This window comes from Pseudomonas sp. 4CAES_32.4 (genome assembly GCF_058136335.1).
In genome coordinates, this window is record NZ_CM176882.1 from 984,363 (window position 1) to 999,236 (window position 14,874).

Here is a 14,874-nt window from a genome sequence, read left to right on the forward strand (position 1 = left end):
GGCTCACAGATACGCAGCGTTGGCGGCATCGAGGCGGCCTTGGGCGCGCAAGATCAATTCGCAGAATTCGCGGGCGGCACCTTCGCCACCGCGGGCGCGAGTGACGCCGTGGGCGTGTTCGCGGACGAAATCGGCAGCGTTGGCAACCGCCATGCCCAGACCAACGCGGCGGATCACCGGCAGGTCAGGCAGGTCGTCACCCAGATAGGCGACTTCTTCATAGCTTAGGCCCAGTTGCGCGAGCAGGCCGTCGAGTACGACCAATTTGTCTTCGCGCCCCTGAAACAAATGCGGGATCCCCAGATTCTTCGCGCGGCGCTCGACCACCGGGGTCTTGCGACCGCTGATGATGGCTGTTTGTACGCCGGCATTCATCAACATCTTGATGCCTTGGCCATCAAGGGTGTTGAAGGTCTTGAATTCGCTACCGTCTTCAAGGAAATACAAACGGCCATCGGTCAGCACGCCGTCGACGTCGAAAACCGCCAGTTTGATCGCTTTGCCGCGTTGCAGCAGATCGTTGCTCATTACATGACTCCTGCGCGCAGCAGATCGGAGAGGTTGAAGGCGCCGATCGGGCGATCCTCCTCGTCGACGACTACCAGTGCGTTGATTCGATGGTCTTCCATGATTTTCAGGGCTTCGGCGGCGAGCATCTCGGGCCGTGCAGTCTTGCCGTGTGCGGTCATCACCTGATCGATGGTGGCGCTGCGGATGTCGATGCTGCGATCCAGCGTGCGGCGCAAATCACCGTCGGTGAAGATCCCGGCCAGTTTGCCGTCGGCTTCGAGGATCACGGTCATGCCCAGACCCTTGCGGGTCATTTCCATGAGTGCGTCCTTGAGCAGCGTGCCGCGCTGCACCTGCGGCAGCTCCGCGCCGGCGTGCATGACGTTTTCCACTTTCAACAGCAAGCGACGACCCAATGCGCCGCCCGGATGCGAAAAAGCGAAATCTTCAGCCGTAAAACCGCGTGCTTCGAGCAGGGCAACCGCCAAGGCGTCACCCATGACCAGAGCGGCGGTAGTCGAGGAGGTTGGCGCCAGATTCAGCGGGCAGGCTTCATGCTCGACGTGAACGTTGAGATTGACCTCCGCAGCCTTGGCCAGCGGCGACTGCGGGTTGCCGGTGACGCTGATCAACTGGATCCCCAGGCGTTTGATCAGTGGCAGCAGAGTCACGATTTCATTGGTCGAGCCGGAATTCGACAGGGCCAGGATCACGTCATCGCGGGTAATCATGCCCATGTCACCGTGGCTGGCTTCAGCCGGGTGGACGAAAAAAGCAGGGGTGCCGGTGCTGGCCAGGGTCGCGGCAATCTTGTTGCCGATATGGCCGGACTTGCCCATCCCGACCACGACCACGCGGCCTTTGCTGGCCAGAATCAACTCGCAAGCGCGTACGAAATCGGCGTCGATATGGGGCAACAAGCCTTGTACGGCTTCCACTTCGAGGCGGATGGTGCGTTGTGCCGATTGAATCAGGTCGCTGGTTTGGCTCATGTCAGAAATCGTATAGCCCGATGAAAAGGCGGCGATTATAGCGGTTATGTTGCAAAGCCTCACGCAAGTTCGTCGTGCTTTGTCATTACTCGTTACCAAAAGCCCTTAAAAGTCGCTTCGGCCCTGTCGCGTCGCTGATTACGGCAGGGTTCATGGTTGGGCGCTTGGCCTTTGCAGTGATATAGTTCGCCGCCAGTTCGGCCTGCCCGGGATGTAGGTGCTTTCAGAAGAAAGCCAGGCGTCCGAGTGAGAGGCTGCATCGCAAGGAGTTTAGATGAGTGCCGATAACGCCTACGCGGTCGAGCTGAAGGGAGTCTCCTTCAAGCGCGGTGCGCGCAGCATTTTCAATAACGTCGATATTCGCATCCCGCGCGGCAAGGTCACCGGCATCATGGGGCCTTCCGGGTGTGGCAAGACCACGCTGCTGCGGTTGATGGGCGCACAATTGCGTCCCACCAGCGGCGAAGTCTGGGTCAACGGTCAGAACCTGCCGCAGTTGTCGCGCAGTGATTTGTTCGATGCGCGCAAGCACATGGGCGTGCTGTTTCAGAGCGGCGCGCTGTTCACCGATCTCGATGTCTTCGAGAACGTTGCTTTTCCCCTGCGCGTTCATACCGAGTTGCCGGAAGAAATGATCCGCGACATCGTCCTGCTCAAATTGCAGGCGGTCGGTTTACGCGGTGCTATCGAGCTGATGCCCGATGAGCTGTCCGGCGGCATGAAACGTCGTGTCGCGCTGGCACGAGCCATTGCGCTCGACCCGCAGATTCTCATGTACGACGAACCGTTCGTCGGTCAGGATCCGATCGCCATGGGCGTGTTGGTGCGCCTGATCCGTCTGCTCAACGATGCGCTGGGGATCACCAGTATCGTGGTCTCCCACGATCTGGCCGAAACCGCAAGCATCGCCGATTACATCTATGTAGTGGGTGATGGTCAGGTATTGGGGCAGGGCACGCCGGACGAATTGATGAATTCGGATGAGCCGCGTATCCGTCAGTTCATGACCGGTAATCCCGATGGCCCGGTGCCGTACCATTTTCCAGCGACGGATTACCGCGCAGATCTTCTGGGGAAGCGCTGATGCGCAGAATTTCATTAATAGAACGCGTTCGCCGGTTCGGCGAAGCGGCGATCGACGCCATTGCGGTGTTTGGTCGTGCCACGCTGTTCCTGTTTCATGCCTTGCTGGGGCGCGGCGGTATCAGCGGCGGGTTTGGCCTGTTGGTCAAACAGCTGCATTCAGTCGGCGTGATGTCGCTGGTGATCATTGTCGTTTCCGGCATTTTCATCGGCATGGTCCTCGCGCTGCAGGGCTTCAGCATTCTGTCGAGCTACGGTTCGGAGCAAGCCGTGGGGCAGATGGTTGCCTTGACCTTGCTGCGTGAACTCGGCCCGGTCGTGACGGCGCTGTTGTTCGCCGGACGTGCCGGTTCGGCGCTGACCGCAGAGATCGGCAACATGAAGTCCACCGAGCAGCTTTCCAGTCTGGAAATGATCGGTGTCGACCCGCTCAAGTACATCATTGCCCCGCGCCTGTGGGCCGGCTTCATTTCCCTGCCGGTGCTGGCGATGATTTTCAGCGTGGTCGGCATCTGGGGCGGTTCGTGGGTGGCTGTCGATTGGCTGGGCGTGTATGAAGGTTCCTACTGGGCGAACATGCAGAACAGCGTGAACTTCACCAGTGACGTGCTCAACGGCGTCATCAAAAGTATCGTTTTCGCCTTTGTCGTGACCTGGATCGCCGTATTCCAAGGCTATGACTGTGAGCCCACTTCCGAGGGCATCAGTCGCGCCACTACCAAGACCGTGGTATTTGCTTCGCTGGCAGTGCTCGGCCTGGACTTTATTCTGACCGCTTTGATGTTTGGAGATTTCTGATGCAAAACCGCACCCTGGAAATCGGTGTCGGCCTGTTCCTGCTGGCAGGGATCCTGGCTTTGCTGCTGCTTGCTTTGCGGGTCAGTGGCCTGTCTCCGACTTCGACCACCGACACTTATAAACTTTATGCGTATTTCGATAATATCGCCGGTTTGACGGTCAGAGCCAAAGTGACCATGGCCGGTGTGACCATCGGCAAAGTCACGGCCATCGATCTGGATCGCGACAGCTTCACCGGTCGGGTCACCCTGCAAGTGGATAAAAAGGTCGACAACCTGCCGACCGACTCCACAGCGTCTATCCTGACCGCTGGTCTGTTGGGTGAGAAGTACATCGGTATCAGCGTCGGCGGGGAAGACAAACCGCTGAAGGATGGTGGAACCATTCACGACACGCAGTCGTCACTGGTACTGGAAGACCTGATTGGTAAATTCCTGCTCAATACCGTTAGCAAAGACGCCAAATGAGGAGCTTTTGAATGATCTCTATCTTGCGACGTGGCCTGTTGGTGTTGCTCGCGACACTGCCGATGATGGCTAACGCTGCTCCTGGGCAATCCGCGCACGATCTGGTTCAGGACACCACGAACCGGATGCTGGCCGATCTGGCAGCCAACAAAGAAAAGTACAAGCAGGATCCGACTGATTTCTACGCAGCGCTCAACAGCATCGTAGGACCGGTTGTGGATGCCGAGGGCATTTCCAAGAGCATCATGACCGTCAAGTATTCGCGCAAGGCTACGCCGGCGCAGATGCAGCGGTTCCAGGAAAACTTCAAGCGCGGCCTGTTTCAGTTCTACGGTAACGCCTTGCTTGAGTACAACAACCAGGGCATCACCGTTGATCCTGCCAAGGATGAGTCGGGCGACCGCACCAGCGTCAACATGACCGTCAAGGGCAGCAGCGGCGCGATCTATCCTGTGCAGTACACGCTGGAGAAGATCAACGGCGAGTGGAAACTGCGCAATGTGATCATCAACGGTATCAACATTGGCAAACTGTTCCGTGATCAGTTCGCCGACGCGATGCAGCGCAATGGCAATGATCTGGACAAGACCATCGACAACTGGGCGGGTGAAGTGGCCAAGGCCAAGGAAACCACCGAGAAAGCTGCCGAGAAACCAGCACAATGAGTGAGGCCGCAGTTCGTATGAGTGATGTCGACGAGCTTCTGCTCAGCGGAGTGCTGGATTACCGCACCGGCCCGGACTTGCGCAAGGACGGTCAGGCCCTGATCAAGTCGAGCAAAGCGGCAACGCTGGTCATCGATTGCTCGGCGGTGAAGAAGTCCAGCAGCGTCGGCTTGTCGTTGCTGCTGTGCTTCATGCGCGATGCCAAGGCGGCCGGCAAGGCTGTGGGCATCCGCGCGATGCCGGAAGATATGCGCGAAATCGCTCAGGTCAGTGAACTGACCGAACTGTTGGCGCACCCCTGAACCCACATCTATAAAGAAGCCCCCCGTCAGAGTCCTGCCATGCGGGGTTCGCAGGCGCGGGGCTTTTTTGTATGATGTCCGACCCGTGCGCACAGGGCGCCGATTGAGGTTGAGCATGCAGGCCGTAGAAGTGAAGAGCTTCCTTGAAGGAAAGCTGCCCGGAACGTTGGTAGAAGTTGAGGGCGAAGGCTGCAATTTCCAGCTGAACGTGATTAGCGATGAACTGGCGGCGTTGAGCCCGGTGAAGCGTCAGCAGCAGGTCTATGCCCATTTGAACCCGTGGATCACCGATGGCAGCATCCACGCGGTCACTATGAAATTTTTCAGCAGCGCGGCCTGGGCCGAGCGCACCTGAGCCTAAGGGCGTCGAGATTCTTATGGATAAATTGATTATTACCGGTGGCGCTCGTCTTGATGGCGAGATCCGCATTTCCGGCGCAAAAAACTCCGCCCTGCCGATCCTGGCCGCTACCCTGCTGTGCGATGGCCCGGTGACCGTTGGTAACCTGCCGCACCTTCACGACATCACTACCATGATCGAGCTGTTCGGTCGCATGGGCATCGAGCCGGTGATCGACGAGAAGCTCAGCGTCGAAATCGATCCGCGCACCATCAAGACCCTGATCGCTCCGTACGAACTGGTGAAAACCATGCGTGCGTCGATTCTGGTACTGGGTCCGATGGTTGCCCGTTTCGGTGAAGCCGAAGTTGCACTGCCTGGCGGTTGCGCCATCGGTTCGCGTCCGGTCGATCTGCACATCCGTGGTCTCGAAGCCATGGGCGCGGTCATCGACGTCGAAGGCGGCTACATCAAGGCCAAGGCGCCTGAAGGCGGCCTGCGCGGCGCACATTTCTTCTTCGATACCGTCAGTGTGACCGGTACTGAGAACATCATGATGGCTGCTGCGTTGGCCAAAGGCCGTAGCGTGCTGCAGAACGCCGCTCGCGAGCCTGAAGTGGTCGACCTGGCCAACTTCCTCAACGCCATGGGCGCCAAGGTTTCCGGCGCTGGCACCGACACCATCACCATCGATGGCGTCGAGCGTCTGGGTTCGGCTTTCTATAAGGTCATGCCTGACCGTATCGAGACCGGCACCTACCTGGTGGCTGCTGCTGTGACCGGTGGCCGCGTCAAGGTCAAGGACACCGATCCGACCATCCTCGAAGCCGTTCTGGAAAAACTTCGTGAAGCCGGCGCAGAAATCACCTGCGGTGAGGACTGGATCGAGCTGAACATGCACGGCAAGCGTCCGAAAGCAGTGAACGTGCGCACCGCGCCGTACCCTGCGTTCCCGACTGACATGCAGGCGCAGTTCATCTCGCTCAACGCCATTGCCGAAGGCACCGGTGCGGTGATCGAGACAATCTTCGAAAACCGTTTCATGCACGTGTACGAACTGCACCGCATGGGCGCCAAGATCCAGGTCGAAGGCAACACGGCCATCGTCACCGGTACTGAAGTCCTCAAGGGCGCGCCAGTGATGGCCACCGACCTGCGTGCTTCGGCCAGCCTGGTGATCTCGGCACTGGTTGCCGAAGGCGACACGCTGATCGACCGCATCTACCACATAGACCGTGGTTACGAGTGCATCGAAGAAAAACTGCAGATGCTGGGCGCCAAGATCCGTCGCGTTCCGGGCTGATTGCTGCATTGGGACACAGGGACGTGTCCACTGAGTTTAAGAGTCGAGCCGGTTTCCGGCTCGATGTGTGTCCGGCGCCGATTGCGACCGGACATGAGTACCTTGATAAGGACTGACGTTTCCCATGTTGACCATCGCACTGTCCAAGGGCCGCATCCTTGACGACACCCTGCCGCTTCTCGCCGAAGCGGGCATCGTGCCGACCGAGAATCCGGACAAGAGCCGCAAGCTGATCATCCCCACGACCCAAGACGACGTTCGTCTGCTGATCGTGCGCGCTACCGATGTGCCGACTTATGTCGAGCATGGCGCGGCCGATTTGGGCGTTGCCGGTAAAGACGTGCTGATGGAATACACCGGCCAAGGCCTGTACGAGCCACTTGACCTGCAGATTGCCCAGTGCAAACTGATGACCGCCGGCAAGATCGGCGCGCCCGAGCCCAAGGGCCGTCTGCGCGTGGCGACCAAGTTCGTCAACGTTGCCAAGCGTTACTACGCCGAGCAGGGCCGTCAGGTCGACATCATCAAGCTGTATGGCTCGATGGAGCTGGCGCCGCTGATCGGTCTCGCTGACAAGATCATCGACGTGGTCGACACCGGCAACACTCTGCGCGCCAATGGCCTGGAACCTCAGGAACTGATCGCCACGATCAGCTCGCGCCTGGTGGTCAACAAGGCTTCGATGAAAATGCAACACGCCCGAATCCAGGCGTTGATCGATACCCTGCGCAACGCAGTGGAATCGCGACACCGCGGCTGATTCACCTGCGCGACGTTAAGTCGCGCCCGTCTATCCGCCTCATAGCCAGAATCTCAGGTGCCCAAGCGGAAACGACTGCTAAGTTAGGGCGCCTGAGTTTTTGCCATTCCTATGAGGCTCTCGCTATGACCGCAACGACTGCAATTCGCCGACTCAACGCTGCTGACCCGGATTTCGCGCATCATCTGGATCATCTGCTGAGCTGGGAAAGTGTGTCTGACGACTCGGTCAATCAGCGGGTGCTGGACATCATCAAGGCTGTTCGCGAACGCGGTGACGCGGCACTGGTCGAGTTCACCCAGAAATTCGACGGCCTCGAAGTCGCGTCGATGGCCGACCTGATCCTGCCGCGCGAGCGTCTGGAGCTGGCCCTGACGCGCATCACGGTGGCGCAGCGCGAAGCGCTGGAAAAAGCCGCCGCTCGCGTGCGCAGCTACCACGAAAAACAGAAACAGGATTCTTGGAGCTACACCGAAGCCGACGGCACGGTGCTGGGCCAGAAGGTCACGCCGCTGGATCGTGCCGGTCTCTATGTGCCGGGAGGCAAGGCGTCGTACCCGTCGTCGGTATTGATGAACGCGATTCCGGCCAAGGTCGCCGGTGTGACCCAAGTGGTCATGGTCGTGCCGACCCCGCGTGGTGAGATCAACGAGCTTGTGCTGGCGGCCGCTTGCATCGCTGGCGTTGACCGGGTGTTCACCATCGGTGGCGCACAAGCGGTTGCGGCTCTGGCTTATGGCACCGAAAGCGTGCCGCAAGTCGACAAAGTGGTCGGTCCGGGCAACATCTATGTCGCCACGGCCAAGCGCCACGTATTCGGTCAGGTCGGCATCGACATGATCGCCGGTCCTTCGGAAATCCTCGTGGTGTGCGACGGCCAGACCGATCCGGACTGGATCGCCATGGATCTGTTCTCGCAAGCCGAGCACGACGAAGACGCCCAGGCGATTCTGGTCAGCCCGGACGCCGAGTTCCTCGACAAGGTTGCCGCCAGCATCGACAAACTGCTGCCGACCATGGATCGCGCGACCATCATTGAAACTTCGATCAATGGCCGTGGTGCGCTGATTCACGTGAAGGACATGGCGCAAGCCATCGAAGTCGCCAACCGCATCGCTCCGGAGCACTTGGAGTTGTCGGTCGCTGACCCGCAAGCCTGGCTGCCGCAGATCCGTCACGCCGGCGCGATCTTCATGGGCCGTCACACCTCTGAAGCGCTGGGCGATTACTGCGCAGGCCCGAACCACGTATTGCCGACTTCCGGCACTGCGCGGTTTTCGTCGCCGCTGGGTGTGTACGACTTCCAAAAACGTTCGTCGATCATCTTCTGTTCAGAAGCTGGCGCATCCGAACTGGGTAAAACCGCCTCCGTGCTGGCCCGTGGCGAATCGCTGAGCGCCCACGCGCGCAGCGCCGAATACCGCATCAAAGACGAAGACTTTCTACAAGGGCAGGGGAACTGAGCGATGAGCAAATTCTGGAGCCCGTTCGTTAAAGATCTCGTGCCTTACGTGCCGGGCGAACAGCCGAAGCTGACCAAACTGGTCAAGCTCAACACCAATGAAAACCCGTACGGCCCGTCGCCAAAAGCCTTGGCGGCGATGCAGGTCGAACTCAACGACAACCTGCGCCTGTACCCGGATCCGAACAGCGATCTGCTGAAATCTGCGGTCGCCCAGTATTACGGCGTGCAGAGCAATCAAGTGTTCCTCGGCAACGGTTCGGACGAAGTGCTCGCGCACATTTTCCACGGTTTGCTGCAACACGGTCAATCGCTGCTGTTCCCGGACATCAGCTACAGCTTCTATCCGGTTTACTGCGGTCTGTACGGCATCAAGTTCGATGCGGTGCCGCTGGATGCGCAGTTCCAGATCGACCCCGCCGACTACTCCAAGCCGAACGGCGGGATCATTTTCCCCAACCCGAACGCGCCGACCGGTTGCCTGCTCGCGCTGGAAGCGGTCGAGCAAATCCTCAAGGCCAGCCCGGATTCGGTGGTCGTGGTGGATGAGGCTTACATCGACTTTGGTGGCGAGACGGCGATCAGTCTGGTGGACCGTTATCCGAACCTGCTGGTAACCCAGACCCTGTCCAAATCGCGCTCGCTGGCCGGCCTGCGCGTGGGTCTGGCGGTGGGGCATCCGGATCTGATCGAGGCGCTGGAGCGGATCAAGAACAGCTTCAACTCCTACCCACTGGATCGTCTGGCGATTGTCGGCGCCGCGGCGGCATTCGAAGATCGCGAGTATTTCGACAAGACGTGCCGCTTGGTAATCGAGAGCCGTGAGTGGGTGATCGCGCAGTTGCAGGCCAAGGGCTTTGAAGTGCTGCCGTCGGCGGCGAACTTCATCTTCGCCCGGCATCCGCAGCATGATGCGGCGGGGCTGGCGGCCAAGTTGCGCGAGCAAGGCGTGATTGTGCGGCACTTCAAGCAACAGCGGATTGCGCAGTTCCTGCGGATTTCGATTGGCACGCCGGAGCAGAATCAGGCGTTGATCGATGGACTTGGCGACCTCTAATAGGCGCTGAACCTGTGGGAGCGAGCCTGCTCGCGAAAGCGGTTTTTCATTCGACATCAATGCTGAATGTTAGCCCCCTTCGCGAGCAGGCTCGCTCCCACATTATTGTGTGGTGGTTACTCGTGATGCGGCTCGCCAAGGAACGTCAGTGAACTGAACAACCCACGACTATTCACATCTACACTGTCCTTCACCGGCACCTCAACCTGCGCCGCAATCACATTCAATCCTTCATTTCTCACCAATACCTGCGCACGACCGTCCTTGTCGGTCTCGGTGCTCAAGGTGTTCGGCGCACTGCGATAGTCGCCAATCAACTTCACCCCTGCCGCTGGCTTGCCATCCAGCAACACCCGCACCGGCAATGATTTCCCAGGCCCCACAGTCAGCGGATCAACCTCCGGCAGGATCAGCAATTTGATCTGCTCGAGTTTCGGCAACTTCGCCCCCGGCTGATAAATCGCCAGGCTGTACTTGAACGTCTGGGTGGACTCGACAGCCCCCGGCACTTTGCTGCGACCTTCGTTGATCCACTTCTTGTCGGCGGTTTGCGACCACATGCCATTGTTCAGTGCCACGGCCAGCACCGCCGGCGTTTTCAACGGTTTCAAACGGGCGTGATCCGCCAGACGCTCAACGCTGACCGGAATCATCTTGCCGCTCGCGTCATAAGCCCATGCGCCGCTGATCTTCTGTGCCTTGAAAGCATTGTCTTCGGCGCCGTGGCCGTAAACCACTTCGATGTTGCCACGCCGTTGTTCGGTCCAGAGACCATGGGCCGAGACTTCGCCTGCGAATAGCGCGGCGAAGAGCACAAAGGTTTTGCCGTATTGCATGGTGACGTCCTTTTACAGGTTGAGTGTCAGGCTGACGGTGAAATTGCGCGGCTCGCCGGGGTTGACCCAGTAGTTGCTGTAGGAGCGCTCGTAATACTTTTCGTCGAAGAGGTTGTTCAGGTTCAGGCCGACCGTGACGTTGTCGCTGGCTTTGTAATGGGCCAGCAGGTCGACGGTGTGATAGGCCGGCAATTCGAAGTCGCTGCCGGATTCACCCGAGCGGTCGCCGACATAAGTGAATGCGGCGCCGACATCCGAGCCGCGCAGATGGCCATCCTGAAATTCATAAACCCCGAGCAGACTGCCGCTGCGCTTGGCCACGCCGAGGATGCGGCTGCCGGTGGGAATCACCGCGTCGCCTTGGGTCACTTCGGCGTCGATGTAGGCAAAGGCGCCGATGACCCGCACGGCGTCGGTGACTTGCCCGGTGACTTGCCAATCGAAACCGCGACTGCGCGCCTTGCCCAGCGCACGGCTGGTGTCGGTGGCCGGGTCGAGGGCGAGGACGTTTTCCTTGTCGATGTGGAATAAGGCGAGGGTGCTGCTCAGGCGTTCGTCGAACAGCTCGTTCTTGATGCCGACTTCGTAGCCCACGCCTTCTTCCGGATCGAAGGATTTGCCGGATGCATCGAGGCCGTTATTCGGTTTGAACGAGGTCGAGGCGTTGGCGAACAGGCCGGTTTCCGGCGTCAGTTGATAGAGCAGGCCGGCGCGCTGGGTGAGGGCGTCATGGCGCTGGCTGCTGTTGGCGTTACGGCTGTGATCGGCGATGCGCTGGTCAAAATGCTCGAAGCGCGCGCCGATCATCCCGCGCAGTTTGTCAGTGAAGACGATCTGATCCTGCAGGTTCAGCGCATGGCTTTCGACGTGTTCGAAAGTATCCGTGCCCGAGCGTGCACCGTTGGGTTTCGGCTGGCCGTAGACCGGGTTGTAGATGTCGATCGCGTAGGGGCCGCCAGCAATCGTGGTGACGCGCTCGTTCTTGCGGAAGTTTTCGTATTCGGTGCCGATCAGCAGTTCGTGCTGCCAAGGGCCGAGATCGAACAGACCGCGCAGCTCAAGCTGGGTGATGCTGTCGTGCCAATTGGTATCGCGCTCGCGATAGCGGCGGTTGACGGTGCGGCCATCGGCATTCAGCGGACGGGCCTCCGAGGCGAACCCCCAGAGTTTGCCTTCCTTGTAGTGGCTGGCCAGGCGCAATTTCCAACTGTCGTTGAGGTGATGTTCCAGCGTGGCCTGAAGCAAATTGTTGTGGTTGTCGATGTTGCCGTCGTTGGGTTCGCCGAGGAAGGTCGAGCGCGACACGCCGCTCCATTTGTTGCTCGGCGCAACGATGCCGCGATCAAACGTGGAGCTGTGACGAACGATCTCGCTTTCTACCAACAGCGACGTGTCCGGGTTCAACTGCCAACTGATCGAGGGCGCGACGAACACGCGTTTGCTGTCGACGTGATCGCGGAAGCTATGGTTGTCTTCGACCGCGAGATTGATCCGCGAGAGCACATCGCCCTGATCATCCAGCGGCGTGTTGACGTCCAGTGCGGTGCGATAGCGATCCCAGCTGCCGGCGCTGGTTTGCAGGGTGGTGAAGGCTTCGGGCTGCGGTTTTTTGGTGACGATGTTCACCGTTCCGCCGGGATCGCCTCGGCCATACAGACTGGCGGCCGGCCCTTTGAGCACTTCGATGCGCTCGATATTGGCCGCATCCGGCGTGCTTGGATAACCGCGATTGGCGCTGAATCCGTCTTTGTAGAATTCCGAAGTGGTGAAACCGCGCACGCTGTATTCGTAAAGGGTCAGCCCACCGAAGTTGTTCTGCTTCGATACACCGCCGGCAAAATCCAGCGCGCGTTCGACGCTGGTGCTGCCCAGATCCTTGAGGACACTGGCGGGCACCACGCTGATCGCTTGGGGAATGTCGCGGATCGCCGTGTCGGTTTTGGTCGCGCTGGACGAGCGCGTCGCACGATAGCCTTGGACCGGGCCGGTCGGCGATTCGTAGTCGGAGATGACGCTGATGGCGTCGAGTTCGAGGGGTTTTGGTTCTTCGGCGAAGGCTGGATCGACCAGCAAACCGAGGCTCAAGCCCAGCAGCGAGGCCTTTGTTCGAGACGACATGTTATGTTGTTCCAATTTCTATAATTGAAACAATATAACATGCCCGTTGAGAATGTCTGTTATTCGCGCATTTAGCGCGAACAAAGTTTTATTCTTCTTTTTCTTTCACCGGTGCCGGTGGTGGACGCAGGCCGATTTCAGCCGTGAGCTTCAGCTCTTTGCCGTTGCGCATCACCTGAATGGTCACTTTGTCGGTCGGTTTGATCCGCGCGACCTGGTTCATCGAACGACGACCATCGCCGGCCGGCTCGCCATCAATGCTCAGAATCACGTCACCCAATTGCAGGCCGGCCTTCTGCGCCGGGCCATCGCGGAAGATCCCCGCGACGACGATCCCTGGGCGCCCGGACAAGCCAAATGACTCGGCGAGTTCCTGGGTCAGCGGCTGCACTTCAATGCCCAGCCAGCCGCGAATCACCTGACCGTGTTCGATGATCGACTTCATCACTTCCATCGCCAGTTTCACCGGAATGGCAAAACCGATGCCCTGCGAGCCGCCGGATTTGGAGAAGATTGCCGTGTTGATGCCGGTGAGGTTGCCGTTGGCATCGACCAGCGCGCCGCCGGAGTTGCCCGGGTTGATTGCCGCGTCAGTCTGGATGAAGTCTTCGTAGTTGTTCAGGCCCAACTGGTTACGCCCGGTGGCGCTGATGATGCCCATGGTCACGGTCTGGCCGACGCCGAACGGGTTGCCGATGGCCAGCGCGACGTCGCCGATGCGGATGTTGTCGGAGCGACCGACCGTGATGGACGGCAGGGTTTTCAGGTCGATCTTCAACACTGCAAGGTCAGTTTCCGGGTCGCTGCCGATGACGCGGGCGAGGGTTTCGCGACCGTCCTTCAAGGCCACGACAATCTGATCAGCGCCGCTGGTCACGTGATTGTTGGTCAGAATGTAGCCTTCCGGGCTCATGATCACGCCGGAACCGAGGCTCGATTCCATGCGTTTCTGCTTCGGCGAGTTATCGCCGAAGAAGCGCCGGAATTGCGGATCTTCGAACAACGGATGCGCCGGTTTGTTGATGACTTTGGTGGTGTACAGGTTGACCACCGATGGCGCGGCGATCGTCACCGCATCGGCGTAGGACACCGGTCCCTGCTGCACGCTGGTGGTTTGCGGGGCCTGTTGCAGGTTGACGTCGAGGCTCGGCAGCCCCACCCACTGCGGGTAACGCTGAATAATCAACAGAGCGATAAGCACGCCGGCCAACAGCGGCCAGCCCATAAAACGTAGCGCCTTGAACATTAAGCACGTCCTGGAAGAGTTGCAGGCGGGGTCAGACCGCCCATAATGTCGCGCATTATACGAGGCCGCGCGTGCCTCTGAACGGGATATTTAGGAGTCTTTCATGGCCGTTGCCCTCAGCACCCTCGTCGAAGAAGCCGACCGTTACCTTGGCAGTGCGAAAATTGCCGATTATTGCCCCAACGGCTTGCAGGTCGAAGGCCGGCCGCAGGTAATGCGCATCGTCAGCGGCGTCACCGCCAGCCAGGCGTTGCTCGATGCAGCGGTCGAGGCCGAGGCTGATCTGGTGCTGGTGCATCATGGTTATTTCTGGAAGGGTGAGAACCCGTGCATCATCGGCATGAAACAGCGCCGCCTGAAGACCCTGCTCAAGCACGACATCAGTTTGCTCGCGTACCACCTGCCGCTGGATTTGCATCCTGACGTCGGCAATAACGTGCAGCTTGCTCGCCAACTGGACATCACTGTCGAAGGCCCGCTGGATCCAGACAACCTGAAAATCGTCGGTCTGGTCGGTTCGTTGAACGAGCCGATGACCGCGCGCGATTTCGCCCGCAAGGTGCAGGATGTCATGGGCCGCGAACCGTTGCTGATTGAAGGCAATCCAATGATTCGTCGGGTTGGCTGGTGCACCGGCGGCGGCCAAGGCTATATCGATCAAGCCGTCGCCGCAGGCGTCGATCTGTATCTGAGCGGCGAGGCGTCCGAGCAGACGTTCCACAGCGCCCGCGAGAACGACATCAGCTTCATCGCCGCCGGCCACCACGCCACCGAACGCTACGGTGTGCAGGCGCTGGGCGACTATCTGGCGAAACGCTTTGCCGTTGAACACATCTTCATCGACATCCCGAACCCGATCTGACGAGCACCACTCCCCTGTGTAGGAGCTGCCGAAGGCTGCGATCTTTTGATCTTGTTTTTTAGAAGGCCAGATC

At 59.4% G+C, this 14,874-nt stretch carries 16 protein-coding genes; 11 read left to right on the forward strand and 5 right to left on the reverse strand.

What is annotated here, in order from left to right; translation table 11 throughout:
• Nucleotides 1-3: 3 nt before the first annotated feature.
• Both AC3Y64_RS04285 and AC3Y64_RS04290 read right to left on the reverse strand, forming a co-directional pair.
• The gene (locus AC3Y64_RS04285; RefSeq protein ID WP_095049755.1) at nucleotides 4-528 is read right to left on the reverse strand and encodes a KdsC family phosphatase; all 525 of its coding nucleotides are present in this window, start codon (nucleotides 526-528) and stop codon (nucleotides 4-6) included.
• The gene (locus AC3Y64_RS04290; protein WP_158961106.1) at nucleotides 528-1,502 is read right to left on the reverse strand and encodes a KpsF/GutQ family sugar-phosphate isomerase; all 975 of its coding nucleotides are present in this window, start codon (nucleotides 1,500-1,502) and stop codon (nucleotides 528-530) included. Before AC3Y64_RS04290 ends, AC3Y64_RS04285 begins: the two co-directional genes overlap by 1 nt.
• Before the next feature lie 274 nt (nucleotides 1,503-1,776).
• On the opposite strand from AC3Y64_RS04290, the gene AC3Y64_RS04295 reads away from it, so the two are divergent.
• The 10 genes from AC3Y64_RS04295 to hisC all read left to right on the forward strand — a co-directional run bounded on the left by AC3Y64_RS04295 (nucleotide 1,777) and on the right by hisC (nucleotide 9,739).
• The gene (locus AC3Y64_RS04295; protein ID WP_158961107.1) at nucleotides 1,777-2,586 is read left to right on the forward strand and encodes an ATP-binding cassette domain-containing protein; all 810 of its coding nucleotides are present in this window, start codon (nucleotides 1,777-1,779) and stop codon (nucleotides 2,584-2,586) included.
• The gene (gene mlaE / locus AC3Y64_RS04300) at nucleotides 2,586-3,383 is read left to right on the forward strand and encodes a lipid asymmetry maintenance ABC transporter permease subunit MlaE (protein ID WP_103303113.1); all 798 of its coding nucleotides are present in this window, start codon (nucleotides 2,586-2,588) and stop codon (nucleotides 3,381-3,383) included. The genes AC3Y64_RS04295 and mlaE overlap by 1 nt, the downstream gene beginning before the upstream one ends.
• The gene (gene mlaD, locus AC3Y64_RS04305; protein WP_007912400.1) at nucleotides 3,383-3,850 is read left to right on the forward strand and encodes an outer membrane lipid asymmetry maintenance protein MlaD; all 468 of its coding nucleotides are present in this window, start codon (nucleotides 3,383-3,385) and stop codon (nucleotides 3,848-3,850) included. Before mlaE ends, mlaD begins: the two co-directional genes overlap by 1 nt.
• Before the next feature lie 11 nt (nucleotides 3,851-3,861).
• Nucleotides 3,862-4,515 carry an MlaC/ttg2D family ABC transporter substrate-binding protein gene (locus tag AC3Y64_RS04310; protein WP_158961109.1) on the forward strand — a complete coding sequence of 218 codons (654 nt, stop codon included), beginning with the start codon at nucleotides 3,862-3,864 and terminating at the stop codon, nucleotides 4,513-4,515.
• The gene (locus tag AC3Y64_RS04315; RefSeq protein WP_489986551.1) at nucleotides 4,512-4,817 is read left to right on the forward strand and encodes an STAS domain-containing protein; all 306 of its coding nucleotides are present in this window, start codon (nucleotides 4,512-4,514) and stop codon (nucleotides 4,815-4,817) included. Before AC3Y64_RS04310 ends, AC3Y64_RS04315 begins: the two co-directional genes overlap by 4 nt.
• Nucleotides 4,818-4,932: 115 nt before the next feature.
• Nucleotides 4,933-5,172, forward strand: coding sequence for a BolA family protein (locus AC3Y64_RS04320; protein ID WP_008085051.1), 240 nt, complete (start codon nucleotides 4,933-4,935; stop codon nucleotides 5,170-5,172).
• 22 nt (nucleotides 5,173-5,194) lie between these two features.
• A complete protein-coding gene (gene murA / locus AC3Y64_RS04325; RefSeq protein ID WP_007912385.1) occupies nucleotides 5,195-6,460 on the forward strand; it encodes a UDP-N-acetylglucosamine 1-carboxyvinyltransferase in 1,266 nt (421 codons plus the stop codon).
• A gap of 124 nt (nucleotides 6,461-6,584) precedes the next feature.
• Complete coding sequence (gene hisG, locus AC3Y64_RS04330; RefSeq protein ID WP_007912384.1) at nucleotides 6,585-7,220, forward strand: ATP phosphoribosyltransferase; 636 nt, start codon at nucleotides 6,585-6,587, stop codon at nucleotides 7,218-7,220.
• Between the two features lie 125 nt (nucleotides 7,221-7,345).
• Nucleotides 7,346-8,683 carry a histidinol dehydrogenase gene (gene hisD, locus AC3Y64_RS04335; RefSeq protein WP_489986552.1) on the forward strand — a complete coding sequence of 446 codons (1,338 nt, stop codon included), beginning with the start codon at nucleotides 7,346-7,348 and terminating at the stop codon, nucleotides 8,681-8,683.
• Between the two features lie 3 nt (nucleotides 8,684-8,686).
• Complete coding sequence (gene hisC, locus AC3Y64_RS04340) at nucleotides 8,687-9,739, forward strand: histidinol-phosphate transaminase (protein WP_489986553.1); 1,053 nt, start codon at nucleotides 8,687-8,689, stop codon at nucleotides 9,737-9,739.
• Between the two features lie 116 nt (nucleotides 9,740-9,855).
• Here the strand turns inward: hisC and AC3Y64_RS04345 are convergent, their stop codons facing one another.
• The 3 genes from AC3Y64_RS04345 to algW all read right to left on the reverse strand — a co-directional run bounded on the left by AC3Y64_RS04345 (nucleotide 9,856) and on the right by algW (nucleotide 13,939).
• Nucleotides 9,856-10,575, reverse strand: coding sequence for a DUF4198 domain-containing protein (locus tag AC3Y64_RS04345; protein ID WP_489986554.1), 720 nt, complete (start codon nucleotides 10,573-10,575; stop codon nucleotides 9,856-9,858).
• A 12-nt stretch (nucleotides 10,576-10,587) separates the two neighbouring features.
• The gene (locus tag AC3Y64_RS04350; protein ID WP_489986555.1) at nucleotides 10,588-12,693 is read right to left on the reverse strand and encodes a TonB-dependent siderophore receptor; all 2,106 of its coding nucleotides are present in this window, start codon (nucleotides 12,691-12,693) and stop codon (nucleotides 10,588-10,590) included.
• Between the two features lie 88 nt (nucleotides 12,694-12,781).
• Nucleotides 12,782-13,939: a Do family serine endopeptidase AlgW gene (algW, locus tag AC3Y64_RS04355; RefSeq protein ID WP_141127741.1), complete on the reverse strand. Its 1,158-nt coding sequence runs from the start codon at nucleotides 13,937-13,939 to the stop codon at nucleotides 12,782-12,784.
• 103 nt (nucleotides 13,940-14,042) lie between these two features.
• Here algW and AC3Y64_RS04360 point away from each other — a divergent pair, with 103 nt between their 5' ends.
• A complete protein-coding gene (locus AC3Y64_RS04360) occupies nucleotides 14,043-14,801 on the forward strand; it encodes a Nif3-like dinuclear metal center hexameric protein (RefSeq protein ID WP_489986556.1) in 759 nt (252 codons plus the stop codon).
• Nucleotides 14,802-14,874 lie beyond the last annotated feature (73 nt).

Bases quoted from the DNA above. Each gene is read 5' to 3' on its own strand.
- AC3Y64_RS04285 (WP_095049755.1), bottom strand. From the start codon at position 528: ATGAGCAACGATCTGCTGCAACGCGGCAAAGCGATCAAACTGGCGGTT.
- AC3Y64_RS04290 (WP_158961106.1), bottom strand. From the start codon at position 1,502: ATGAGCCAAACCAGCGACCTGATTCAATCGGCACAACGCACCATCCGC.
- AC3Y64_RS04295 (WP_158961107.1), top strand. From the start codon at position 1,777: ATGAGTGCCGATAACGCCTACGCGGTCGAGCTGAAGGGAGTCTCCTTC.
- mlaE (WP_103303113.1), top strand. From the start codon at position 2,586: ATGCGCAGAATTTCATTAATAGAACGCGTTCGCCGGTTCGGCGAAGCG.
- mlaD (WP_007912400.1), top strand. From the start codon at position 3,383: ATGCAAAACCGCACCCTGGAAATCGGTGTCGGCCTGTTCCTGCTGGCA.
- AC3Y64_RS04310 (WP_158961109.1), top strand. From the start codon at position 3,862: ATGATCTCTATCTTGCGACGTGGCCTGTTGGTGTTGCTCGCGACACTG.
- AC3Y64_RS04315 (WP_489986551.1), top strand. From the start codon at position 4,512: ATGAGTGAGGCCGCAGTTCGTATGAGTGATGTCGACGAGCTTCTGCTC.
- AC3Y64_RS04320 (WP_008085051.1), top strand. From the start codon at position 4,933: ATGCAGGCCGTAGAAGTGAAGAGCTTCCTTGAAGGAAAGCTGCCCGGA.
- murA (WP_007912385.1), top strand. From the start codon at position 5,195: ATGGATAAATTGATTATTACCGGTGGCGCTCGTCTTGATGGCGAGATC.
- hisG (WP_007912384.1), top strand. From the start codon at position 6,585: ATGTTGACCATCGCACTGTCCAAGGGCCGCATCCTTGACGACACCCTG.
- hisD (WP_489986552.1), top strand. From the start codon at position 7,346: ATGACCGCAACGACTGCAATTCGCCGACTCAACGCTGCTGACCCGGAT.
- hisC (WP_489986553.1), top strand. From the start codon at position 8,687: ATGAGCAAATTCTGGAGCCCGTTCGTTAAAGATCTCGTGCCTTACGTG.
- AC3Y64_RS04345 (WP_489986554.1), bottom strand. From the start codon at position 10,575: ATGCAATACGGCAAAACCTTTGTGCTCTTCGCCGCGCTATTCGCAGGC.
- AC3Y64_RS04350 (WP_489986555.1), bottom strand. From the start codon at position 12,693: ATGTCGTCTCGAACAAAGGCCTCGCTGCTGGGCTTGAGCCTCGGTTTG.
- algW (WP_141127741.1), bottom strand. From the start codon at position 13,939: ATGTTCAAGGCGCTACGTTTTATGGGCTGGCCGCTGTTGGCCGGCGTG.
- AC3Y64_RS04360 (WP_489986556.1), top strand. From the start codon at position 14,043: ATGGCCGTTGCCCTCAGCACCCTCGTCGAAGAAGCCGACCGTTACCTT.